This window comes from Phytopseudomonas dryadis, from assembly GCF_004327355.1.
GTDB classification, from domain to species: domain Bacteria; phylum Pseudomonadota; class Gammaproteobacteria; order Pseudomonadales; family Pseudomonadaceae; genus Aquipseudomonas; species Aquipseudomonas dryadis.
This window is the reverse complement of sequence record NZ_QJUM01000002.1, coordinates 192,885-216,337: the sequence shown is the minus strand read 5'-3', so window position 1 is coordinate 216,337 and position 23,453 is coordinate 192,885. Positions and strand designations below refer to the sequence as shown.

The following is a 23,453-nucleotide window of genomic DNA, read 5'->3' as shown; positions in this document are numbered from 1 at the left end:
TCGCTCGCTCCTTGGAGTGTCTAGATGTCCAGCACCAGCCGGGCGCTGTTACTGCTGGAGCAGCAGATCATCATGCTGCCGCGCTGCTCATGTTCCTCGGCCGAGTACACCGAGTCCGCGTGCAGCGGCTCGCCTGCCACGACCCTGACCTCGCAGGCGCCGCAGATGCCTTGCTCGCAGGAATACATGACCTCGACACCTGCCTCGAGCAGGGCGCCGAGGATGGTTTCGCCTTTGCAGACCTGCACTTCGCTGCCCGAGCGGGCCAGCACCACGGTGAAGGCTTCGTTGGCCGTGGCCGGCGGGCTGGCGCCCTGGAACCGCTCCACGCGCACATGCTCCAGGCCATGGGCGGCGCTCAGCGTCTCGAGGTCGGCGAGCATGCGCAGCGGGCCGCAGCAGTAGATCTCGGTCCGGGGCTCGACAGCGGCCAGGATATCGGCGAGGGATCGGCGACCCGCGGTGCTGGAAAAATGCAGGGTGACATCGTCGCTGCGTTGCAGCGCCTCGAGGAACAGCGTCTGCTCGGGATCACGACTCCAGTAGTGCAGATGCGCCGGGCGCCCGGCACTGCGCAGCTGCGCGAGCATCGAGAACAGCGGGGTGATGCCGATGCCACCGGCAAGCAGGAGCACCGGGGTATCGCCATCGGTGAGGGCGAAGTGGTTGCGTGGCGGCTGCAGGCCGAAGGTCTGGCCGACCCGGGCCTGGTCGTGCAGCCAGCGCGAGCCGCCTTGGCCGTTGGCGTCGCGCTTGACCGCCACCACATAGCGTTCGGCGTCGCACAGCGGGGTGAGCAACGAGTACGAGCGGATCTGCCCGTTGGGCAGCACGATGTCCAGGTGGGCGCCTGCCTGGACCGGCGCCAGGGGCAGGCCGTCCAGCGGCTGGAACTCGTAGAGCACGATGTCCCGTGCGCCGTAGCGCATGGCCGTGAGGCGGAACGTCGGCGCGACGGTTTCAGACGGTGCCATAGTTGATACCCATCCCACGCAGCCAGGCCCGGTATTTCATGCCGAGCAGGTCGGTGCTGTGGTGAAGCTCCTGACGCAGGTCGGTGGGGATGCGCTCGGGGCGCTGGGTATCGACGATCGCGCTATCCTGGGCGTAGACCAGATCCTGGCGGCGGCGCACGTCGGCGTCGCTGGGCATGGGATCGAAATTCATGGCGCAGCAGATACGCACGATACTGCGCGTCTCGCTCACCTGCTGCATGGTGAAGAAGGTGCAGAAACGGTCGTTCTCGTTACCTTCATGGGCGCGCAGCGGGTCGGAAATGATCAGCCGCTTCTTGAAATAGGCCACGCCGGGACGCAGGCATCTGTAGGCGTAATAGGCGATGACCGGGACTTCGCGAGGGTCGCCATAGGGCTGGGTGACCTGGACTTCCGAGGTGGCCAGCCCGCCATCCTCTTCCCAGACCTTGTACTGACCGATGGGGTCGGGGGCGTCCATCAGGCCGTTGACGCCGGCATGCACGAAGGGAAAGTGCGTCGGGTCGATGAAGTTCTCCAGGGCACGGTAGCCGGACTTGAATTCGTATGGCCCGCAGACGACCTTTTTGTAGCTGTCATCGAGCCATTCGGGGAATTCGGCGATATCCTTTTCCGGCTCTCCCAGGCAGGTCCAGATGAAGCCGTAGGCCTCTTGTACATGGTGGGCGATGGCCTTGGCCTTTTTCATCGGGGTTTCGTTGGGCGACGCGGGGATCAGCGTGCATTGTGCGCTGCCGTCGTAGTTCCAGCCGTGGTAGGGGCAGACCACCTTGTCGGAGACGATGAAACCCTTGGACAGGCGCGCGCCGCGGTGGATGCACAGGTCCTCCCAGACGTAGGCCTGGCCCTTGGAGTCGCGCCAGATCACCAGGTCGCGGTCGAACAGGGTGGCCTGAAACAGTTTTCCCTCGACCACTTCCTCGCTGCTGGCCACCACGTGCCAGTCGTTGAGAAGGGCTGGCGCCAAGGGAGCGTCCAGGTTATTGAGGTGCTCTTTGCAATTCATGGCGTCGAACTCCGTTCCTGCAGATAAAGGATTCCAGGCCGGCAAAGCACTGGAGGAAAGGTCGCGGTGCGTGGATGTTTCCAATGGCCATTGAAAAGCAAGAGGTATGCCACGTTTTTGGGCGTGTCCGGAATCCAGGTATGACGCAGCCTGCCATCTCGGCACGGCCGCTGTCAGGAGGGCGAACGGCGATGTGCTGCCATATAAACGTGCGTAAATTGGGTGGTATGCCACTTATGTGGGCGATTGTGTTAGCCTGACCACGGGAATGCGAACAAGAAGCCTCCTGTTTTGAAGGCACGATTCGTGCTGAGGGAAATCGTCGCTCAGCGATTTTTCGGCAGCGCAGGCCGGTCCGAGTCGATAGCGGATGGTGCTGCTGTCGCCGGTAATGGAGAGCTTTCGAAGCGCAACGCCGAAACTGTTAATCATCAGCGAGTAGCCGGGAGCTATGGAGCGCAATATGCACAACGAAGAAGTTAAAGCCAGGCTCGATGAGGCTGTCAGTCGCTCGAGCCTGTTGGGACGCCCCGGTTTTCTGATACGCCGTTTGCACCAGGTTCATTGCAGCCTGTTCCAGGAAGAGACCCGGGGCCATGACATCACGCCGGTGCAGTACAGCCTGCTCAGCTCGTTGAGCAGATTGGGCGAGATGGATCAGAACACCATCGCTCAGGCCATCGGCCTCGAGCGCACCAGCGTCGCCGAAGTGATCCCGCGCCTCGAGGCGCGGGGGCTGCTATCGCGGCGCCAGAGCGACAAGGACAAGCGCGTCAAACTGGTGAAACTGGCGCGCAAGGGCAAAACCCTGGTGACGAAGATGAACGATGCCGTTCAACGCGCCCATGACCGCACGCTGGAGGCGCTGCCGGCCGAAGAGCGCGACCTGTTCATGCTGCAGTTGATCCACCTGGTGGAGGCCAACAACGAGGTCAAGAGCGCTCCCTTGCGCCTGCAGCCGGCAAAGGCCGACAGCTGATGTCGGGGGCGGCGTCAGCTCAGCTGACGGGCCAGGGCGAGCAGGGCACGGTCGCTGCCCCGGGGGCCGATCAGCGAGACGCCCACCGGACCGTCAGCGGTCTGCAGCAGCGGCACGGATACCTGGGGTAACCCACCGACGCCGGCGATGGCGGTCATGCGCTGGGTTGCCAGGCGAATCTGTTCGACCTGCTCGTCGCTGGCCGTCAAGGCGATCGCCGGGCTGGGTGCCGTCGGCAGGCACAGTACGCCGTCATCGCCGAGCAGGGCATCCAGCTGCCCACGCAATACGCCAAGGCGTTTCTGCGCCGCCGCAGCATCCGCGGCACTGACGCGGCTGGCATTGGCGAAGCGCTCTTTCACCCCAGGACCGAACTCCGGCTGGTGCCGGCTGATCCAGCCGCCGTATTCCCGCCAGGCTTCGAAGGCTTGCAGGGTACGGAAATCGTTGGCGAAATCGGCCAATGGCGGCAGCGCCTGCCAGTCATCACAGGGCAGCGGCAGGCGAGTCTGGGTCAGCCATCTGTCGAATTGCGCCAGCACCGCCTCGCCAGCCTCTTCGCGTACGTTGCTGACCAGCAGCACACGTTGCAGACGATGTTCACTTGCTGGCAGCAGCACCTTGCCGACTCGTTCCAGGGTTTCGCCATCGCGGGCGAACCAGCCCAGACTGTCGAAGCTGCGTGCCAGCTGTGCGCAGTGCTCATAGGCGAGCGCGCCATGGCTGGGACGCAGCCCGTAAATCCCGCAGTAGCTGGCCGGAATGCGGATCGAGCCGCCGGTATCGCTGCCCATGGCGAAATCCACCAGGCCTGCGGCGACCACCGAGGCCGAACCGCTGGACGAGCCGCCCGCCGTGGCATCGGGCGCGGCGGGATTGGGCGGCGTGCCGTAGTGGATGTTGCTCCCGGCCAGGCTGTAGGTCAGCTCATCGGTGTGGGTCTTGCCTGTCAGCGTGGCGCCGGCGGCCAGCAGCAACTCGATCACCGGTGAGGTGGTGTCTGCCGGTGGATGGCTGTCACGCCACAGCGGGTGACCGCAGCCGGTGCGGTGCCTGGCGATTGCCATGATGTCCTTGACCGCGAAGCTCAGGCCGTCGAGCGGGCCGGAGCCGGTGGCGCAGAGGTGAACCGGATCATCGGCGATCATTCCGTTGGCGAGCTTCATGGGCGTGTTCCTGACAGTGAGCGATGAAAGTTAACAGGCGAGTGAGTCTGCCATGCATGAGCTGGATGGCCAGACCGACATTCATGCGCCCTTCACGAGATATCGCCGGCAAGCCGGCTCCTGCACAGCCGCTCCCGTAGGAGCCCGCTTGCGGGCGATCCGTTTGGCCGACACGGATAGCGCGGTATGGCCGCTATCGCTTCGCGCCGAGGGCGACGCTCCCACACGGTTGGCGTCTGCCGCCACCTGCACGCTGTAGGAGCCCCGACCCCGGGGCGAATCGTACGGCCACGCGGATAGCGCGATATGGCCGCTATCGCTTCGCGCCGAGGGCGACGCTCCCACACGGTTGGCGTCTGCCGCCACCTGCACGCTGTAGGAGCCCCGACCCCGGGGCGAATCGTACGGCCACGCGGATAGCGCGATATGACCGCTATCGCTTCGCGCCGAGGGCGACGCTCCTGCACGGTTGGCGTCTGCAGCCACCTGCACGCTGTAGGAGCCCCGACCCCGGGGCGAACCGTACGGCCACGCGGATAGAGCGGTATGGCCGCTATCGCTTCGCGCCGAGGGCGACGCTCCCACACGGTTGGCGTCTGCCGCCCGCTCCACGCTACAGCGGCTACGACCTCGGACGATCCGTGTATTCACTCAGGCAGCGAAGCTGGAGTAGGGCGGCAGGATCGAGGCGACCGCATCGAAACGCTGGCCGTCTTTCAGGCAGAACGCCGGTGTCAGCAGGCGGTCGCTGTAGGCCACGGTGCCTTCGTTGTCCTTCAACTGGAAGCGGCCGCGCTCATCGTTGAATATGGTGATGTCGGCCGGGTTGCCGACGGCCAGGGTGCCGAGTTCCCGGGGCAGGCCGAACACCTCGACCGGGTTGCAGGTAGCCATGGCCACCACATGCTCGATGGGCAGCCCCAGAGCCAGCATGCTGGTCATGGCCGAGGCCATGGAAAAGCGCTGCTTGCCGAAGAACATGTGCTCGCTGTCCGAGTGCTCTTCCGGCGTGCCGGCCGGGGCGGGCACCAGGGTGTTGTAGCCATGCATGTCCGCACCGAGGGTATCGGGGATCACGCCACCATCGAGAACGATGCGCGCGCACTGGAAGCTGAAGTGCGAGCCGTGGCCGACATCCACCTTCAGCCCCATGTCCCTGGCCAGGGTCATGAAGGGGTGCAGCTTGCCGTCGGCGCTGACCACGCCGCCCGGATGACGGGAGAACGGATGGGCGAGGATGTCACCGGCTTTGAGCATCGGCACCACCTCGGCGAGGATCGAGTCGGGGTGCACCGGGCTCGGGTCGCCCGGGCTTGGCCACAACTGGCCGAAGTGGATGTACAGCGGCATGCCGGCGCGCCGGGAGATCTCCGCGCTCATCGCCATCACATCGCTGCCCCAGCGTTCGAACCCCCCCAGTTCGGCATGGGCCTTGAAGCCCTTGATGATGTCGGTATTGGCCAGCGCGGCGCGTACGGTCGCCTCGACGTCTACGCATTCCGGGGTATAGAGGCTGGGGTAGAAGTGGCCCTCCAGGCCGCCGACCAGATAGGCCGACAGGTAGGCGAATACCCGGGTCTTCTTGGCCTTGACCACATGCTCGCGGAACGCCGGCAGGGTCATGCACGACGGCCCGCCCTGGTCGATCAAGGTGGTCACCCCCGAGTATACGCCGGCGAGGTCGGCATCCAGGCCGAAGCGACCGGTCACGTATTCGAAGACGTGGCCGTGGGTATCGATCAGGCCGGGGGTGATCAGCTTGCCGCTGACATCGATCACCGTCGCCGCTGCACCGGCGGCGCCAGGCGCGATGATCGCCTCGATACGGCCATTGCTGATGGCGACGTCGAAATTCCCGTCGTACCCCTGGGCGGGGTCGATCAGGTAGCCACCTTTGAGGATTACATCAGCCATTGCTCTCCACCTTCTACTGGTCGTGAACCCAAACACTGCGTTGAGGTATGCGCAGGTGGGTGCAACGGCTGTGCCATTTATGCAGTTTGGATTTCCATGGGATTATCAACCTATTGATAAATATCGTTTTATTTATTGATTTATAGAGGGGTATACCACTCTTAATGATTTTTTCAGGTAGCTCGGAATGGCCTACTCTGAACTAAAGTGGGGTATGCCACCTATTTGTGCCTTGTTTTGATGCGTCCGCGCCTCCGCCCTCTGATGGGGCCGTGTCCAGCCAGAGCGCAAGCCTGCCGAAAGTGCTTCTTTCGCCTGCTGCGGAGCGTTACCGCAGGTAGAAGCCGTCACCTGAGACAAGCTCCGCCCATTTAAGTGGCATACCACCAATATCGCGAGCGCTGTTGGGGCGGACGATGCTCGTGAAGTGGCCGTTTTAAAACATGATAATTAATTAACTATTTGATTAATAAAATTAAAAAATAAATGGCATGCCACTTGCTTTGACTCTTGCGCTGCGCCGGCCGTGGTCTTGCGTGTCCGGATCGATGTCAACATCCATAACCAGAAGGAAGTCAGCATGTCAGCAATTCGTGACCTTGTTTGCTCCACGGCTGTTGCCAAGGGGCATATCGGCAAATCTCTTTCGGCCATCGCTCTGGCGATGGCGACCACGATCGGTGCAGTTTCCCTCAGTCATGCCATGACGGCCGAAGAAGTGAAGGCACGGGGTTATGTCATCGTTGCCACCGAAGATGACTACCGCCCGTTCGAATTCATGGAGAACGGCAAGTCCACAGGCTATGACAACGAACTCAAGGATCTGGTGGAAAAGGAAACCGGTCTGGAGTTGCGTCAGCAGATCATGCCCTGGGCCGGCATCCTCTCCGGTGTGACCAGCGGCAAGTTCGATATGGCGCTGTCGGCGGTCATGGTCACGGCGGAGCGCAAGCAGAGCTTCGACTACACCACGCCGACGGCCGAGTCGGCGACCTACTACGGGGTGAAGAAGGGCAGTTCGATCAAGACTGCCGAGGATCTGGTCGGCAAGGTGGTCGGGGCCGAGACCGGTAGCGCCTTCCTGGCCGAACTCAAGGCGTTCGACGCCAAGCTCAAGGCCAGCAAGGGCGAGGGTGTGAAGAAGATCATGGAATACCACGGCTACCCGGAGGCCTATCAGGATCTCGCCCAGGGCCGTATCGACGCGGTGGTCAACACCGACCTGACCCTACGCGCACTGGTCAAGGAGCGCGGCGACGTGTTCGAGCTGGGCCACCCGATCGGCGAGCCGGGCTACAAGGCCTGGGCGGTCAAGAAAGGCAACGATGGCGTGCTCGAGGTGATCAACGACGCGCTGCTGAAGATCCGCGAGAGCGGCGAGATGTATCGCCTGCAGGAGAAATGGCTGGGCGTCAGCTTCGAGAAAATGCCGCTCGACGTGAACTGATGAGTCCATCATGAATGCATACGACTACTGGAGCATCCTGCAGGGTGCATTCGCCACGGTGGGTGTGTCGCTGGTAGGCATCGTTATCGGCATTCCCCTGGGGCTGGGCCTGGCGCTGCTGCGCTGGGCCCGGATCCCGGTAGCCCGGCAACTGGCCTATGTCTACGTCAGCATCGTCAGGTCCTGCCCGGCGGTGACCCTGATCCTGCTGGTCTACTTCGGCCTGCCGCAGTTCGGCATCTCGCTGAGCCCGCTGCTCGCCGCGCTGATTTCCCTGTCGGTCACCGCCGCCGCGTTCAACTGCGAGATATGGCGCGCCGCCTTGCTGGCCTTCGATCGCCAGCAGTACGACGCGGCGCTGGCCTTCGGCATGCCCAGGCGGATGCGGGTGATGCGCATCGTCCTGCCCCAGGTCTGGCAGTCGAGCCTGCCGGGGCTGGTCAACGAGATGACCATGCTGGTGAAATCCAGCCCGGCGATCGCGGTGATCGGCATGGTCGAGATCACCCGCGCGGCCCAGCGCGTGGGCGCGAGAACCTACGATCCATTGCCGCCGTTGCTGGTCGGGCTGTGCCTGTACGTGGCGATCATCTTCCTGCTGATCCGGCTGCAGCGCCGGCTCGAGCGCAACGTCCAGGGGCAGGAGGGCGCGGTATGAACATGAGCGATTTCCTGACCGTCTGGCAGCATTACCCGTCCATTCTGGAAGGTTTCATGAACACCATGGTGTTCGTCCTGCTCGCCGGCAGCGTCTCGCTGGTGCTGGGCATCCTGCTCACTCCACTGCTGATGTCGAACCGGGTCTTCGTCGGCCGCGGCGCCTCGTTCTACTGCGAGTGCATGCGCTGCACGCCGTTCCTGCTGCTGGTGTACCTGATCTATTTCGGGCTGCCGTCAGGGGGCATCCAGCTGAGCAACTGGGTATCGGGCATCGTCGCGCTGATCGTCTACAACACCGCCTACATGGCGATCATCCTCAAGGGCGCCTGGAAGGATCTGCCACACGACACCATCGAAGCGGGCAGGGCCTTCGGCTACCACGGCTTCGGCCTGCTGCGGCGCATCATCATGCCGCCGGTGCTGCTGCGCGCGACGCCGATGATCGGCAACCAGATGATCCAGATCGTCAAGGACAGCGCGTTCCTGGGCATCATCGCCGTTACCGAGCTGACGGCGGCCATCAACGCCATCCAGTCGACCTACTTCATTCCCTTCGCCAGCTTCCTGTCGGCGGTGCTGATGTACTGGGTGATCTGCCTGGCCATCGAATTGCTCACCAACCTATTTACCCGTTACGCCGAGGTGCGCCGCGCATGAGCAGTCTTATCAACAACGTGGATACGCCAGCAGCGCCCAAGGTGCTGCAGGTGCAGGGTGTGTCCAAGTCCTTCGGCGCCAACCGGGTGCTGGCGGATGTGTCCCTGGACCTCGAGCGTGGCGAGGTGTTGTGCCTGCTCGGGCCGTCGGGTTGTGGCAAGTCGACCCTGCTGCGCTGCATCAACTGGCTGGAGACGCCTGATGCCGGCAGCATCCGCCTCAATTCCAGGCGCTTCGGCGCGCACAAGGGCGGCGCCAGGATAAGCGATGCCGAGCTGGCGCAGATGCGCTCGCGCATCGGCATGGTGTTCCAGCACTTCGCCCTGTGGCCGCACCTGACCGTGCTGAGCAACATCATGGAAGCCCCGGTGCACGTGCAGAAGCGCAAGCGCAAGGACGTGCATGGCGAGGCCATGGCACTGCTCGCCAAGGTGGGGCTCGCCGACAAGGCCGACATGTTCCCCTCGCGGCTCTCGGGTGGGCAGAAGCAGCGGGTCGGCATCGCCCGTGCGCTGGCCATGAAGCCGGACGTGCTGTTGTTCGACGAGCCCACCAGCGCCCTGGACCCCATGCTGGTGGGGGAGGTGCTGGAGGTGATGCGCGACCTGGCCGCCGAGGGCGCGACCATGGTGATCGTCACCCATGAAATGGAGTTCGCCCGGCAGGTCGCCAGCCGGATCATCTTCATGGATGGCGGCTACATCGTCGAAAGCGGCTCGCCGGAAGCCTTCTTCAGCGACCCACAGACGGCCCGCGCCCAGCAGTTCCTGGCGCCATTCCGGCAGCGAGCCTGAACCGGGCCGCTGGCCGCGATCGCTGGTGCCTGGCGACAGCCAGGCGTTATGCTGCGTGGCCCAGTTCACCGCCGGAACCGCCATGCTGGTCATCTCCAACAGCGTTCACCTGCCTGACGACGAAGTCGAGCTGACCGCCATCCGCGCCCAGGGTGCCGGCGGGCAGAACGTCAACAAGGTGTCCAGCGCCGTGCACCTGCGCTTCGACAGCCAGGCCTCCTCGTTGCCGCCGTTCTACAAGGAGCGTCTGCTGGCCTGGCGCGACAGTCGGATCACCGCCGATGGCGTGGTGATCATCAAGGCCCAGCAGTACCGCACCCAGGAGCAGAACCGTGCCGACGCCCTCGAGCGCCTGGCCGAACTGATCCGCGCGGCGGGCAAGACCGAGAAGGCCCGGCGTCCGACCAAGCCGACCCTGGGCTCGAAAAAGCGCCGGCTGGAAGGCAAGACCAAGCGGGGCGCGATCAAGGCGGGCAGGGGCAAGGTCGACTTCTGAGGCCGGCGCCGAATGGCTCCCCCACGCTCAATCCCACTGCGGCGCGAAGTCCGGGTTGGCCAGGCGTTCGCCACGCTCCAGCGTGGCGATGGCCGCCATGTCCTGTTCGCTGAGCCTCAGGTTCTGCGCCGCCAGATTGCTTTCCAGGTTGGCGCGCTTGGTCGACGACGGAATTACCGCGAAGCCCTGTTGCAGCAGCCAGGCCAGGGCGACCTGTGCCGGCGTGGCGTCATGGCTGCTGGCAATGCCCTGGATCACCGGATCGCTCATGACCTTGCCATAGGCCAGCGGCATGTAGGCCGTCAGGTGGATGCCGTGTTCCCGGGCGAAGTCGACCACCTTGCGGTTCTGCAGGAAGGGGTGGATTTCCACCTGGTGGGTGGCGATCTGCTCGGCACCGACGGTTTCCATCGCCTGTTGCAGGTGGGCGTTGGTGAAGTTGGAAACCCCGATCAGGCGGGTCAGGCCCTGGGCCTTGGCTTCCAGCAGTGCGGCCATGTATTCGGCCACGGCAATGGCATCGCCCGGCGATGGCCAGTGGATCAGGGTCAGGTCGACCTGATCCAGGCGCAGCTTGCCCAGGCTCTCGCGCAGACTGGGGATCAGCTTGTCGGCGCCCAGGCTGTCAGTCCAGATCTTGGTGGTGACGAACAGTTCGTCGCGGGGCACCTGGCTGTCGGCGATGGCCTGGCCGACTTGCGCCTCGTTGCCATAGATCTGCGCGGTATCGATATGCCGGTAGCCCAGTTCGAGGCCGTTGCGCACCGAGTCGATGACCTGTTGATCCTTGAGGCGGAAGGTGCCGAGGCCGAGGGCGGGGATCTGCTGCATGAGGGGTCTCCTGGTCAGAATAAGCGGCTGTCTGTAGCTGACAGCGGTGCGCATGGGTTGTTGCGTTGTCTTGGTCAGCAGTATGTGCCGTGGACTTATGCGGAAAAACCGCGTTTCATGGTAAACACCATTGATCCACAGTCACGAATGGCCTCCATGAAGACCACCCTCGACGAATTGCTCGCCTTCACCTGCGTGGTCAGCAGCGGCTCCATCACCGCAGCTGCGCAACAGTTGGCGCAGACCGCCTCGGGGGTCAGCCGCGCCCTCAGCCGCCTGGAGGAAAAGCTCGACGTCACCCTGCTGCGGCGCACCACCCGGCGCCTGGAACTGACCGAGGAGGGCGAGGCCTTTCTGCTCCAGGCGCAACGTATCCTCGCTGCGGTCGAGGACGCCGAGGAACAGATGCGCCTGCGCCGGCAGACGCCTGCCGGGCGCCTGCGGGTCAACGCCGCGGCGCCCTTCATGCTGCATGCCGTGGTGCCGCTGGTCGCGGGCTTCCGCGAGCGCTATCCGCAGATCCAGCTGGAACTGCACAGCAGCGACCAGATCATCGACCTGCTGGAGCAGCGCACCGACCTGGCCATCCGCATCGGCCCCTTGCGCGACTCCACCCTGCATGCGCGGCCTCTGGGCAGCAATCGCCTGCGGGTGCTGGCCAGCCCGGCCTACCTGGCCGCTCACGGTACGCCCGAGTGTGCCGAGGCACTGCGGCAGCACAGCCTGCTCGGCTTCACCCAGCCCGAGAGCCTCAACGAATGGCCGCTGCGCCATGCCCTCGGCGACCGCTGGACGATCGAGCCGAGCCTGCAGGCCTCCAGCGGTGAAACCCTGCGCCAGTTGGCGCTGGCCGGCGCCGGCATCGTCTGCCTGGCGGACTTCATGACCCATGTCGACCGCGTCCGTGGCGACCTGGTACAGGTGCTGGCGCACGAGACCGTCGACGTCCGCCAGCCGATCCATGCCGTCTACTATCGCAACACCGCATTGGCCTCGCGCATCACCTGCTTTCTCGACTACCTCAGCAGCCAGCTCGGCGCGACGGACTGAGCGCCTGGCGCTCCAGCACGTGCAGCGCATCTTTCTCGAATTCAACCCCGCGCCCCGACCTGATCCTGGCCGCTTTTCATCGGGGTCATACGCTGAAAGAGGGCGCTGCCGAGCCAGCTTCCGAACGCTGGAATGCCTGGGCTGCGGGGCTTTTCGTTGGCAATGAGGCAGCGATCACGCTTGGCCGAAATAAGGGTGGAACCGGGTCGCGAAATGGCAGGTCTAGGTTAGGGTCTGTTGACGTTTCAGCACGACCGCGCCGGAGCCCGTTTTGTCGCGAGGCAAGGCACGAGACGCGAAGTTTGGTGTTCCAAATGAGCGTCGAGAAACGCAGCATTCGCGGCAAAACGGACCCGGCCCTGCGGGTTGCGTGGGAAATCTCGCCATGCGTTGTTGGAGGACTTGGCAAGGGAACGCCATTCCCGGCGTCCTCCGCCTAGCGGATCGCCGCCCGGCCTGGCGAGATTTTGCGCAGCAACGCGGCTTGCGCTGAAACGTCAACAGACCCTAGTGGTTGATAAGGAGATATCACAATGACTCAATCCTCGTTCTTTCGTCGTCTGGCTGCCATGTTGGCAGTGTTCCATGTCCTGATGGTCGTTCAGGTTCCACTCGCCAATGCCGCGATGATCGGTACCGGCGAGGTTTTGACCGAGCATCAGCAGCAGGTCGATCGTCAGCAGTTGATCGCCATGCTCGATGACCAGCAGGTCAAGGACAAACTGCTCGCCATGGGCGTCGAGCGCGACCAGGTGGAAAACCGCATCAACAACCTGACCAGCGCCGAACTGGCGCAATTCAACCAGCAACTGTCCGAGGCCCCGGCGGGCGCCGGTGTGCTTGGCGTGATCGTGTTGTTCTTGGTGATCTTCATCATCACCGATATGCTCTGCGCCACCAACCTCTTCAGTTTCGTGAAATGCATAAATCGCTAAGACCGCTACTCGCTTCACTTCTGATTGTCCTGCTCAGCGCATGCGCGAGGTCTCCGGTGTTGACACCGGAGGCCGAGCGCCTGCCCGAGCGGGTCGAACTCAGCAGCGTTCCCTTCTTCCCGCAGACCGCCTACCAGTGTGGCCCGGCCGCGCTGGCGACCATGCTCAACCAGCGCGGTGTGCTGACCAGCCCGGGCTACCTCAAGGATCAGGTCTATCTCCCTGGCCGCGAAGGCAGCCTGCAGGTGGAGATGGTCGCGGCGGCCCGCGCCCATGACATGCTGGTCTATCCGCTCAAGCCGCAACTCGATGCCATACTGGCCGAGGTCGCGGCGGGCAATCCGGTGCTGGTACTGCAGAACCTGGCGTTCGACTGGTACCCGCAGTGGCACTTCGCGGTAGTGGTCGGCTATGACCGCCGCGAACGGAAGCTGATCCTGCGCTCGGGCACCACACGACGCTGGGTGACCGAATTCGCCAGCTTCGACAAGACCTGGGCCCGCGGCGGGCGTTGGGCGGTACTGACCGTGCCGCCGGAGACCCTGCCGGCCACCGCCGAACTGACGCCCTGGCTCAAGGCCGCCAACGACCTGGAAGAGGTGGGGCGCAAGGATGTGGCGCAGCGTGCCTATCGCACCGCCACCCGGCAATGGCCGGAGCAGGCGCTGGGCTGGTTCGCCCTGGCCAACAGCCGCTATGCCGGTGACGATGCGCGCGGTGCCGAAACGGCGTTGCGCGAGAGCGTGACGCGCCAGCCCGACTTCGCCGCGGGCTGGTTCAACCTGTCCCAGGTGCTGGATGAGCGCGGCTGCCGCGACAGCGCCCAGGCGGCACGGCAGTGTGCCCAGCGCCTGGCACCGGATGATCAGCGCTTCAGCGTCATCGGCACGCAAGGCGCAGCGACGACGGAGCAGTGCGCGCTGCCGGTGGCCTGTCCTGCGCAGTGATTGCCCTATCCGCACCATGCAAAACGGCGCTCCCAGGAGCGCCGTTTTTCATCGTGGCTGGCTGATCAGAAGCCGAGCTTGTCGCGCAGGCTGTAGTACCAGGCGCCCAGGGCGCTGAGCGGTACCCGCAGCAACTGGCCGCCGGGGAAGGGGTAGTGGGGCAGGCCGGCGAAGGCATCGAAGCGCTCGGCCTGGCCGCGCAGGGCCTCGGCCAGCACCTTGCCGGCCAGGTGGGTGTAGGTCACGCCGTGGCCGCTGCAGCCCTGGGAGTAATAGATGTTGTCGCCGATGCGCCCGACCTGGGGCAGGCGCGACAGGGTGAGGAGGAAATTGCCCGTCCAGGCGTAGTCGATCTTCACCTCCCTGAGTTGCGGGAAGGTCTTGAGCAGGTTCGGCCGCACCATCGCTTCGATATTGGCCGGGTCCCGTGCGCCGTAGACCACGCCGCCACCGAAGATCAGGCGCTTGTCGGCGCTCAGGCGATAGTAGTCGAGCAGGTAGTTGCAGTCCTCGACGCAGTAATCCTGAGGCAGCAGGCTGCTGGCCAGTTCGTCCGGCAGCGGCTCGGTGGTGATCACCTGGGTGCCGCAGGGCATGGACTTGGCCGCCAGTTCCGGCACCAGGTTGCCGAGGTAGGCATTGCCCGCGACCACCACGAACTTCGTTCTGATGCGGCCCTGGGGCGTATGCACCACCGGGCTGGCGCCGCGCTCGATGCGCACTGCCGGCGTCTGCTCGTGAATGATGCCGCCCAGGGACTCCACGGCCGCGGCTTCGCCCAGGGCCAGGTTGAGCGGATGGATATGCCCGCCGCTCATGTCCAGCATGCCGCCGAGGTAGCGATCCGTCGCCACCACCTGGCGAATGCGCGTGCCGTCCAGCAGCTCCAGCTGGGTATGGCCGTAGCGTTCCCACAGCCGCTTCTGCGCTTCCAGGTGCTTCATCTGCTTGGCCGTGATGGCGGCGAAGACCCCGCCATCCTTCAGGTCGCACTGGATACCGTAGGTGGCGATGCGCTGACGAATGATGCGTCCGCCCTCGAAGGCCATCTGCCCGAGCAGTTGCGCCTCGCGGGCGCCGACCGTGCGTTCGATGGTGTCGATGTCGCGGCTGTAGCTGTTGACGATCTGCCCGCCATTGCGCCCCGAGGCACCGAAGCCGACCCTGGCCGCTTCGACGATGTGCACGCGCATGCCGTTTTCCAGCAGGAACAGGGCGGTGGACAGGCCGGTGTAGCCGGCGCCGATGATGCACACATCGGTTTCCACTTCGCCTTCCAGAGGCGGGCGCGGCGGCGCGGCGTTGGCCGAGGCGGCGTAATAGGAGTGGGGATAGGCCGTGTGCGTCATTCTGCAACCCTGTTCCGAATTTTTTACGATTGCCGGGATGCTACCCGAGTCCCCCAGGGTCGGCTAGTGGCGTCCCGCCAGCCATCCAGGCGCTGCCGTTCAGCGCACCCGGGTTTGCCTCGCCGGAGCTCCCGAGCGCCTGCGGCATATCTGTAAAAAATTCATTTATTCAGTCAGTTAGGGAAAAAAGGTGTTGACTCTTTTGCGCGCCTCCGTAGAATGCGCACCCACAGCAGGCACATAGCTCAGTTGGTTAGAGCACCACCTTGACATGGTGGGGGTCGTTGGTTCGAATCCAATTGTGCCTACCAAATTTTTAAATGGTCGCTTCGGCGGCCATTTTTTTTGACCGCCAGCCTTGGCGGCACCTCCGGGCCGTCGCGTCGCGACGGCGAGCGTTACTCCCGGAAAGACCGTCTTGTCAGGCGGCCATGATTCTGAAAGCATCCAGTCCGTTTCACCCCTTCCAGTGACTGCGGTTCGGTCTTGGTCGGCTGCACAGCTCCTGCCTCTGTATGGCAGGTAGGCCGCCGAATCGCTTACTGGCTCATCCCAACCCATGTGGCCTTTGGTAGAGGTCACCACTAGGAGAGGAGGCGCCATGCCCATCATTACTCTTCCCGACGGCAGTCAGCGTACGTTCGATCACCCGGTATCCGTGCTCGAGGTGGCGCAATCCATTGGTGCCGGCCTGGCCAGGGCCACCGTCGCCGGCAAGGTCGATGGTCGTCTGGTCGACGCCTGCGACCTGATCGAAGCCGACGCCACCCTGCAGATCATCACGCCCAAGGATGCGGAAGGGGTGGAGATCATTCGTCACTCCTGCGCCCACTTGATCGGCCACGCGGTCAAGCAGTTGTACCCGACCGCGCGCATGGTCATCGGCCCGGTGATCGACGATGGCTTCTATTATGACATCGCCTATGAACGCCCCTTCACGCCGGATGACGTCGCCGCCATCGAGGCGCGCATGAGGGAGTTGATCGACAAGGACTACGACGTCATCAAGAAGGTGACGCCGCGCGCCGAGGTCATCGAGGTGTTCACCTCCCGCAGCGAGGACTACAAGCTGCGCCTGGTCGAGGACATGCCGAACGAGCAGGCCATGGGCCTGTACTACCACGAAGAGTACGTAGACATGTGCCGTGGTCCGCACGTGCCCAACACCCGCTTCCTCAAAGCGTTCAAGCTGACCAAGCTGTCCGGCGCCTACTGGCGTGGCGATGCCAAGAACGAGCAGTTGCAGCGCATCTACGGTACCGCCTGGGCTGACAAGAAGCAGCTGGCGGCCTACATCCAGCGCATCGAAGAAGCCGAGAAGCGCGACCACCGCAAGATCGGCAAGCGCCTGGATCTGTTCCATACCCAGGAAGAAGCGCCGGGCATGGTGTTCTGGCACCCCAATGGCTGGACCATCTACCAGGTGCTCGAACAGTACATGCGGGGCGTGCAGCGCGAAAACGGCTATCAGGAAGTGCGTACACCGCAGGTGGTCGACCGCGTGCTGTGGGAGAAATCCGGGCACTGGGGCAACTACGCCGACAACATGTTCACCACAGAGTCGGAAAGCCGCGACTACGCGATCAAGCCGATGAACTGCCCGTGTCACGTGCAGATCTTCAATCAGGGCCTGAAGAGCTACCGCGAGCTGCCGCTGCGCCTGGCCGAGTTCGGCTCCTGCCACCGCAACGAGGCCTCGGGCGCGCTGCACGGCATCATGCGTGTGCGCGGCTTCACCCAGGACGACGCGCACATCTTCTGCACCGAAGAGCAGGTCAAGAAGGAGGCGGCCGACTTCATCCGCCTGACCCTGCAGGTCTACTCGGACTTCGGCTTCAGCGACATCAAGATGAAGCTGTCGACCCGTCCGGCCAAGCGCGTCGGCGACGACGCCTTCTGGGATCGCGCCGAGACAGCCCTGGCCGACGCCCTGAACGATGCCGGCCTGCCCTGGGAATACCTGCCGGGCGAGGGCGCGTTCTACGGTCCGAAGATCGAATTCACCCTGCTCGACTGCCTCGGCCGTGCCTGGCAGTGCGGCACCCTGCAGTACGATCCGAACATGCCGCAGCGTCTGGAGGCGAGCTACGTTTCCGAAGACAACAGCCGCAAGGTTCCGGTCATGTTGCACCGGGCGATCCTCGGTTCGTTCGAGCGTTTCATCGGCATTCTGATCGAGCACTACGAAGGTGCGTTCCCGGCCTGGCTGGCGCCGACCCAGGCGGTGGTGATGAATATCACCGACAAGCAGGCCGATTTCGCCCTCGAGGTGGAAAAAAAGCTCAATCAAAGCGGTTTTCGTGCCAAGTCCGACTTGAGGAACGAGAAGATAGGCTTTAAAATCCGCGAGCATACTTTGCTCAAGGTTCCCTATCTCCTGGTTATCGGAGATCGTGAAGTTGAGACGCAAACTGTCGCTGTGCGCACCCGTGAAGGTGCTGACCTGGGCTCCATGCCCGTCGCTCAATTCGCAGAATTGCTCGCGCAAGCGGTTTCCCGGCGTGGTCGCCAAGATTTGGAGTAATCATTATTAAGCGTGATATGAGACAAGATAAACGAGCTGCCCCGAAAGCCCCGATCAACGAGAATATCTCGGCACGCGAGGTTCGGTTAATTGGCGCTGACGGCGAGCAAATTGGCATCGTCTCGATTGATGAAGCGCTTAGAATTGCAGAAGAAGCCAAGCTTGATCTGGTTGAGATCTCTGCCGACGCGGTGCCACCGGTCTGTCGCGTGATGGACTACGGCAAGTCGATCTTCGAGAAGAAGAAGCAGATTGCCGCGGCGAAGAAGAACCAGAAACAGGTTCAGGTCAAAGAAATCAAGTTTCGTCCAGGGACGGAGGAAGGGGATTACCAGGTAAAACTGCGCAACCTGGTACGTTTCCTGAGTGATGGGGACAGGGCCAAGGTATCCTTGCGATTCCGCGGCCGTGAGATGGCGCATCAGGAGCTGGGCATGGAACTGTTGAAGCGGGTCGAAGCCGACCTCGCCGAATACGGTTCCGTCGAACAGCATCCGAAGATGGAAGGACGCCAGCTGATCATGGTCATCGCCCCCAAAAAGAAGAAGTAACCACCAGGGCACGGCAGGCCTTGCGGTTATGTTTATCAACTGAATGCGGAGTATCCGAACATGCCAAAGATGAAAACCAAGAGTGGTGCGGCCAAGCGTTTCTTGAAAACCGCTTCCGGCTTCAAGCACAAGCACGCTTTCAAGAGTCACATCCTGACCAAGATGTCCACTAAGCGTAAGCGTCATCTGCGTGGTAGCACCCTGGTGCACCCGTCCGACGTGGCAAAAGTGGCGCGCATGCTGCGCGTTCGTTAATCGGTCAAGATAGAGGAAATTACTCATGGCTCGTGTTAAGCGCGGCGTCATCGCTCGCAAGCGTCACAAGAAGATTCTGAAACTCGCTAAAGGCTACTACGGCGCACGCTCGCGTGTATTCCGTGTTGCCAAGCAAGCGGTCATCAAGGCAGGCCAGTACGCCTACCGCGACCGTCGTCAGAAAAAACGTCAGTTCCGCGCTCTGTGGATCGCTCGTATCAACGCTGGTGCGCGTACCAACGGTCTGTCCTACAGCCGTCTGATCGCCGGCCTGAAGAAAGCGTCGATCGAGATCGACCGCAAGGTTCTGGCTGATCTGGCAGTGAACGAAAAAGCGGCGTTTGCTGCGATTGTCGAGAAAGCGAAAGCCGTACTGGCTTAAGTCCCCGACAATCACCGGGTTTACCCGGTGCTGAACGTCACCAATAGGGGAAGAGCCTTCAAGCTCTTCCCCTATTTCGTATCTGGAGTCTGTAAATGGAAAATCTGGATGTGCTGGTCTCGCAAGCGCTTGAGGCCGTTAGCCACACCGACGATGTGAACGCCCTGGAGCAACTGCGGGTTCACTATCTGGGCAAGAAGGGTGAGTTGACCCAGGTAATGAAGACTCTGGGCAATCTGTCAGCCGAGGAGCGCCCCAAGGCTGGCGCCCTGATCAATACCGCCAAGGAGCGCGTGCAGGATGCGCTCAATGGCCGCAAGCAGATTCTCGAGCAGGCCGCGCTGAGCGCCAAGCTCGCCGCCGAGCGTATCGACGTGACCCTGCCGGGGCGTGGCCAGGTGTCCGGTGGGTTGCACCCGGTAACCCGTACCCTGGAGCGCGTCGAGCAGTTCTTCACGCGGATCGGCTACGGCATCGCCGAAGGCCCCGAAGTGGAAAACGACTACCACAACTTCGAGGCGCTCAACATTCCGGGCCACCATCCGGCGCGTGCGATGCACGACACCTTCTATTTCAACGCCAACATGTTGCTGCGCACCCATACCTCGCCGGTTCAGGTGCGCACCATGGAATCCCAGCAGCCGCCGATCCGCATCGTCTGCCCGGGTCGCGTCTATCGCTGCGACTCCGATATCACCCATTCGCCGATGTTCCACCAGGTCGAAGGCCTGCTGGTCGACGAGGGCGTGAGCTTCGCCGACCTCAAGGGCACCATCGAGGAATTCCTCCGGGTGTTCTTCGAGAAGCCCCTAGGGGTACGTTTCCGTCCCTCGTTCTTCCCCTTCACCGAGCCTTCGGCGGAAGTCGACATGCAGTGCGTGATGTGCAGCGGCAAAGGCTGTCGCGTGTGCAAGCAGACCGGCTGGCTGGAAGTCATGGGCTGCGGCATGGTGCACCCGAACGTGCTGCGCATGTCCGGCATCGACCCGGAAAAATACTCCGGTTTCGCCTTCGGCATGGGCGTCGAGCGTCTGGCCATGCTGCGCTACGGCGTCAACGATCTACGGCTGTTCTTCGAGAACGATCTGCGGTTCCTGGCGCAATTTCGCTAGTAGCTCTCGCATTTTGTAATCGAATCGGATCAGGAGAACAGACAGTATGAAATTCAGTGAACAGTGGCTGCGCAGCTGGGTCAGCCCGCAGGTTTCCCGTGACGAGTTGGTGGCGCGCCTGTCCATGGCCGGCCTTGAGGTCGACAGCGTCACCCCGGTCGCCGGCGCCTTCAGCGGCGTGGTGGTCGGCGAGGTGCTGAGCACCGAGCAGCACCCCGATGCCGACAAGCTGCGCGTGTGCCAGGTCAGCAACGGCAGCGAGACCTTCCAGGTCGTGTGTGGCGCCCCGAACGTGCGCCCCGGTCTGAAGATTCCGTTCGCCATGATCGGCGCCGAGCTGCCCGGCGACTTCAAGATCAAGAAGGCCAAGCTGCGTGGCGTCGAGTCCAACGGCATGCTCTGCTCGGCTTCCGAGCTGCAGCTCAGCGAAGACCATGACGGGCTCATGGAGCTGCCGGCCGACGCGCCGGTTGGCCAGGACATTCGCGCCTACCTGGGTCTGGATGATGTCAGCATCGAAGTCGACCTCACGCCCAACCGCGGCGACTGCCTGTCCCTGGCGGGCCTGGCCCGTGAAGTCGGCGCGCTGTACGCCACTGCAGTGACTCGTCCGGTCATCGCCGAGGTGGCCGTGGCCCATGACGAGGTGCGTCCGGTCGAAGTGCTGGCTGCCCAGGCATGCCCGCGCTACCTGGGTCGCGTGGTGCGCAACGTCGACCTGTCACGGCCGACGCCGCAGTGGATGGTCGAGCGCCTGCGCCGTGCCGATGTGCGCAGCATCGATGCCGCCGTGGACGTGACCAACTACGTCATGCTCGAACTCGGTCAGCCGATGCACGCCTTCGACCTCGACGAGATCAATGGCGGCATCCGCGTGCGCATGGCCGAGGAGGGCGAGAAGCTGGTCTTGCTCGATGGCCAGGAAGTCACCTTGCGTGCCGACACCCTGGTCATCGCCGACCACCAGCGCGCTCTGGCGATTGCCGGCGTCATGGGCGGCGAGCACAGCGGCGTCAGCGACAAGACCCGTGACCTGTTCCTGGAAAGCGCCTTCTTCGACACCATCGCCATCGCCGGCAAGGCCCGCTCCTACGGCCTGCACACCGACTCCTCGCACCGCTTCGAACGCGGTGTGGATTGGCGGCTGGCGCGTGAGGCCATGGAGCGCGGCACCGCGCTGCTGCTGGAGATCGTCGGTGGTGAAGCCGGCCCGATCATTGAAGCCGTCGACCCGGCCCAACTGCCCAGCGTCGCGCCGATCAGCCTGCGCGCCGAACGCATCGAGCAGATGCTCGGCCTCAAGCTGGAAGATGCCATGGTCGTCGACCTGCTGACGGCCCTGGGTCTGGGTGTCGAGGTACAGTCCGCCGGGCAGTGGCAGGTGAGCGTGCCCAGCCACCGCTTCGACATCAGCCTCGAGGTCGACCTGATCGAAGAGCTGGCGCGCCTGTATGGCTATAACCGCCTGCCGGTGCGCTACCCGCAGGCGCGCCTGGCGCCGCAGAGCAAGGCCGAGGCCGTGGTCGATCTGCCGGCCTTGCGCCGCCTGCTGGTTGCCCGTGGTTATCAGGAAGCCATCACCTACAGCTTCATCGATCCGAAACTGTTCGAACTGTTCAGTCCTGGCGTCGAACCGCTGATGCTGGCCAACCCGATCTCCGCCGACATGGCCGCCATGCGCGCCTCGTTGTGGCCGGGCCTGGTCAAGGCCGTCGAGCACAACCTCAACCGCCAGCAGACCCGCGTGCGCCTGTTCGAAAGCGGGCTGCGTTTCGTCGGTCAGCTGGATGAACTGAAGCAGGAGCCCATGCTCGCCGGGGTGATCACTGGCAACCGCCTGCCGGAAAGCTGGGCCCATGGCCGTGACGGTATCGATTTCTACGATGCCAAAGCCGACGTCGAAGCCCTGCTGGCGGCCGCCGGCGCGGGCGACAGCTTCAGCTTCGTACCCGGCGAGCATGCCGCCCTGCATCCGGGGCAGACCGCGCGTATCGAGCGCGACGGGCGGCTGATCGGTTTCCTCGGTGCCTTGCATCCCGAGTTGAGCAAGGCGCTGGGCCTGGATCAGCCACTGTACCTGTTCGAACTGGTGCTGGCCGAAATCAGCGCAGGGCGCATGCCAGCCTTCCAGGAGCTTTCGCGCTTCCCGGAAGTGCGGCGCGATCTGGCATTGCTGGTCGATCGTGACGTGCCGGCGCAGCAGCTGCTCGCCGATATTCGCCAAACGGCCGGGGAATGGCTGACAGACCTCAGGTTATTTGATGTTTATCACGGTAAAGGTATTGATCCGCTTAGAAAAAGCCTTGCCGTTGGCTTGACCTGGCAGCATCCATCGCGCACTCTAAACGACGATGAGGTGAGTACAACGACGCAGAATATCCTCACCTCCCTGGAACAAAGGTTCAACGCCACGTTAAGGAAGTAGCGTATGGGGGCTCTGACGAAAGCTGAAATGGCCGAACGTCTGTATGAAGAGCTAGGCCTGAATAAACGGGAAGCCAAAGAGCTGGTGGAGCTTTTCTTCGAAGAAATCCGCCAGGCTTTGGAACTCAATGAGCAGGTAAAACTCTCAGGCTTCGGCAACTTCGATCTGCGCGACAAGCGTCAGCGCCCCGGTCGTAATCCAAAAACGGGGGAGGAAATTCCCATCACGGCCCGCCGTGTGGTGACCTTCCGTCCCGGCCAGAAACTTAAAGCCAGGGTCGAGGCTTATGCTGGAACCAAGTCATAACGACGAACTACCTGCCATACCCGGCAAACGGTATTTCACGATCGGCGAGGTCAGTGAACTCTGTGCGGTCAAGCCGCATGTGCTTCGATACTGGGAGCAGGAGTTTCCTCAGCTCAACCCGGTCAAGCGTCGCGGCAACCGTCGTTATTATCAGCGCCAAGACGTGCTGATGATCCGGCAGATCCGCGCACTGCTGTACGACCAGGGCTTCACCATCGGCGGCGCGCGTCAGCGCCTGTCCGGCGACGAAGCCAAGGACGACACCACCCAGTACAAGCAACTCATCAAGCAGATGATCGCCGAGCTGGAAGACGTCCTGCATGTACTGCGCAAATGAATTTTATCGAAGAAAAATCTTCCGTAATTCAGACGCTTAGTATATAGTTCCTCCCGCTTTCGGCTAACGCCGCAGGCACCAGCAACACCGTCGGGGCGTAGCGCAGCCCGGTAGCGCACTTGCATGGGGTGCAAGGGGTCGAGTGTTCGAATCACTCCGTCCCGACCAAAAAAACCTCAAGAAATCCAGTCACTTAGCGGTGGCTGGATTTTTTTATGCCTGGTGGTTTTTGAGGGTTTCCGATTTTTGCCCCACTTTTTGCCCCACCGGTGTTTTTGCTGCAATGATTGTTCGTGCTCAAGGGACTGACGGCTCAGCACGCTGACTACCGACTC

23 protein-coding genes and 2 tRNA genes are annotated in these 23,453 nt (G+C 63.0%); 19 read left to right on the top strand and 6 right to left on the bottom strand.

Translation table 11 applies throughout. The features are described 5' to 3' along the window. Nucleotides 1-20: 20 nt before the first annotated feature. A complete protein-coding gene (locus DNK34_RS02545; protein ID WP_131174573.1) occupies nt 21-974 on the bottom strand; it encodes a PDR/VanB family oxidoreductase in 954 nt (317 codons plus the stop codon). Continuing rightward, nucleotides 961-2,001 carry an aromatic ring-hydroxylating oxygenase subunit alpha gene (locus tag DNK34_RS02540; RefSeq protein WP_131174572.1) on the bottom strand — a complete coding sequence of 347 codons (1,041 nt, stop codon included), beginning with the start codon at nt 1,999-2,001 and terminating at the stop codon, nt 961-963. The genes DNK34_RS02545 and DNK34_RS02540 overlap by 14 nt, the downstream gene beginning before the upstream one ends. A gap of 463 nt (nt 2,002-2,464) precedes the next feature. Here DNK34_RS02540 and DNK34_RS02535 point away from each other — a divergent pair, with 463 nt between their 5' ends. Then, a complete protein-coding gene (locus tag DNK34_RS02535; RefSeq protein ID WP_207390832.1) occupies nt 2,465-2,980 on the top strand; it encodes a MarR family winged helix-turn-helix transcriptional regulator in 516 nt (171 codons plus the stop codon). A gap of 14 nt (nt 2,981-2,994) precedes the next feature. Here the strand turns inward: DNK34_RS02535 and DNK34_RS02530 are convergent, their stop codons facing one another. Continuing rightward, complete coding sequence (locus tag DNK34_RS02530) at nt 2,995-4,146, bottom strand: amidase (RefSeq protein WP_131174570.1); 1,152 nt, start codon at nt 4,144-4,146, stop codon at nt 2,995-2,997. A gap of 651 nt (nt 4,147-4,797) precedes the next feature. Then, the gene (locus DNK34_RS02525; protein ID WP_131174569.1) at nt 4,798-6,060 is read right to left on the bottom strand and encodes an amidohydrolase/deacetylase family metallohydrolase; all 1,263 of its coding nucleotides are present in this window, start codon (nt 6,058-6,060) and stop codon (nt 4,798-4,800) included. Between the two features lie 580 nt (nt 6,061-6,640). Between DNK34_RS02525 and DNK34_RS02520 the strand changes: the two genes are divergently transcribed. The 5 genes from DNK34_RS02520 to arfB all read left to right on the top strand — a co-directional run bounded on the left by DNK34_RS02520 (nt 6,641) and on the right by arfB (nt 10,114). Next, nucleotides 6,641-7,507 (top strand): transporter substrate-binding domain-containing protein, encoded by an 867-nt coding sequence (locus DNK34_RS02520; protein WP_131174568.1) that lies wholly within the window; start codon nt 6,641-6,643, stop codon nt 7,505-7,507. Between the two features lie 10 nt (nt 7,508-7,517). Then, complete coding sequence (locus tag DNK34_RS02515; RefSeq protein ID WP_131174567.1) at nt 7,518-8,165, top strand: amino acid ABC transporter permease; 648 nt, start codon at nt 7,518-7,520, stop codon at nt 8,163-8,165. Next, nucleotides 8,162-8,824, top strand: a complete 663-nt coding sequence (locus DNK34_RS02510; RefSeq protein ID WP_207390831.1) for an amino acid ABC transporter permease — start codon at nt 8,162-8,164, stop codon at nt 8,822-8,824. The genes DNK34_RS02515 and DNK34_RS02510 overlap by 4 nt, the downstream gene beginning before the upstream one ends. After that, nucleotides 8,821-9,618 (top strand): amino acid ABC transporter ATP-binding protein, encoded by a 798-nt coding sequence (locus tag DNK34_RS02505; protein WP_131174566.1) that lies wholly within the window; start codon nt 8,821-8,823, stop codon nt 9,616-9,618. The genes DNK34_RS02510 and DNK34_RS02505 overlap by 4 nt, the downstream gene beginning before the upstream one ends. An 82-nt stretch (nt 9,619-9,700) precedes the next feature. After that, nucleotides 9,701-10,114 carry an alternative ribosome rescue aminoacyl-tRNA hydrolase ArfB gene (gene arfB / locus DNK34_RS02500; RefSeq protein ID WP_131174599.1) on the top strand — a complete coding sequence of 138 codons (414 nt, stop codon included), beginning with the start codon at nt 9,701-9,703 and terminating at the stop codon, nt 10,112-10,114. A gap of 27 nt (nt 10,115-10,141) precedes the next feature. Here the strand turns inward: arfB and dkgB are convergent, their stop codons facing one another. After that, nucleotides 10,142-10,945, bottom strand: a complete 804-nt coding sequence (gene dkgB, locus DNK34_RS02495) for a 2,5-didehydrogluconate reductase DkgB (RefSeq protein ID WP_131174565.1) — start codon at nt 10,943-10,945, stop codon at nt 10,142-10,144. A 156-nt stretch (nt 10,946-11,101) separates the two neighbouring features. On the opposite strand from dkgB, the gene DNK34_RS02490 reads away from it, so the two are divergent. The 3 genes from DNK34_RS02490 to DNK34_RS02475 all read left to right on the top strand — a co-directional run bounded on the left by DNK34_RS02490 (nt 11,102) and on the right by DNK34_RS02475 (nt 13,877). Then, a complete protein-coding gene (locus DNK34_RS02490) occupies nt 11,102-11,995 on the top strand; it encodes a LysR substrate-binding domain-containing protein (protein WP_131174564.1) in 894 nt (297 codons plus the stop codon). 533 nt (nt 11,996-12,528) lie between these two features. Then, a complete protein-coding gene (locus tag DNK34_RS02480) occupies nt 12,529-12,930 on the top strand; it encodes a PA2779 family protein (RefSeq protein ID WP_131174562.1) in 402 nt (133 codons plus the stop codon). Continuing rightward, on the top strand, nt 12,915-13,877 hold the full coding sequence (locus DNK34_RS02475) for a PA2778 family cysteine peptidase (protein ID WP_131174561.1): 963 nt from the start codon (nt 12,915-12,917) through the stop codon (nt 13,875-13,877). Before DNK34_RS02480 ends, DNK34_RS02475 begins: the two co-directional genes overlap by 16 nt. A gap of 65 nt (nt 13,878-13,942) precedes the next feature. Here DNK34_RS02475 and DNK34_RS02470 read toward each other — a convergent pair whose 3' ends face one another. Further along, a complete protein-coding gene (locus tag DNK34_RS02470) occupies nt 13,943-15,226 on the bottom strand; it encodes an NAD(P)/FAD-dependent oxidoreductase (RefSeq protein ID WP_131174560.1) in 1,284 nt (427 codons plus the stop codon). Between the two features lie 234 nt (nt 15,227-15,460). Between DNK34_RS02470 and DNK34_RS02465 the strand changes: the two genes are divergently transcribed. The 10 genes from DNK34_RS02465 (at nt 15,461) to DNK34_RS02420 (ending at nt 23,286) form a co-directional block, all read left to right on the top strand. Then, nucleotides 15,461-15,537, top strand: a tRNA-Val gene (locus DNK34_RS02465). A 290-nt stretch (nt 15,538-15,827) separates the two neighbouring features. Further along, entirely contained in the window at nt 15,828-17,750 is a 1,923-nt protein-coding gene (gene thrS / locus DNK34_RS02460) for a threonine--tRNA ligase (protein WP_131174559.1), read from the top strand. Beyond that, nucleotides 17,750-18,301, top strand: coding sequence for a translation initiation factor IF-3 (gene infC, locus DNK34_RS02455; RefSeq protein ID WP_207390833.1), 552 nt, complete (start codon nt 17,750-17,752; stop codon nt 18,299-18,301). The genes thrS and infC overlap by 1 nt, the downstream gene beginning before the upstream one ends. A 60-nt stretch (nt 18,302-18,361) precedes the next feature. Continuing rightward, entirely contained in the window at nt 18,362-18,556 is a 195-nt protein-coding gene (rpmI, locus tag DNK34_RS02450) for a 50S ribosomal protein L35 (RefSeq protein WP_069900298.1), read from the top strand. A 25-nt stretch (nt 18,557-18,581) separates the two neighbouring features. After that, a complete protein-coding gene (rplT, locus tag DNK34_RS02445) occupies nt 18,582-18,938 on the top strand; it encodes a 50S ribosomal protein L20 (protein WP_003250671.1) in 357 nt (118 codons plus the stop codon). Between the two features lie 95 nt (nt 18,939-19,033). Then, nucleotides 19,034-20,050, top strand: coding sequence for a phenylalanine--tRNA ligase subunit alpha (pheS, locus tag DNK34_RS02440; RefSeq protein ID WP_131174557.1), 1,017 nt, complete (start codon nt 19,034-19,036; stop codon nt 20,048-20,050). Between the two features lie 46 nt (nt 20,051-20,096). Continuing rightward, nucleotides 20,097-22,475 carry a phenylalanine--tRNA ligase subunit beta gene (gene pheT, locus DNK34_RS02435; RefSeq protein WP_131174556.1) on the top strand — a complete coding sequence of 793 codons (2,379 nt, stop codon included), beginning with the start codon at nt 20,097-20,099 and terminating at the stop codon, nt 22,473-22,475. Nucleotides 22,476-22,478: 3 nt separating this feature from the next. Then, entirely contained in the window at nt 22,479-22,781 is a 303-nt protein-coding gene (gene ihfA / locus DNK34_RS02430) for an integration host factor subunit alpha (RefSeq protein ID WP_003243414.1), read from the top strand. Beyond that, entirely contained in the window at nt 22,762-23,118 is a 357-nt protein-coding gene (locus tag DNK34_RS02425) for a MerR family transcriptional regulator (RefSeq protein ID WP_131174555.1), read from the top strand. Before ihfA ends, DNK34_RS02425 begins: the two co-directional genes overlap by 20 nt. A gap of 91 nt (nt 23,119-23,209) precedes the next feature. Continuing rightward, nucleotides 23,210-23,286, top strand: a tRNA-Pro gene (locus DNK34_RS02420). Nucleotides 23,287-23,453: the final 167 nt, after the last annotated feature.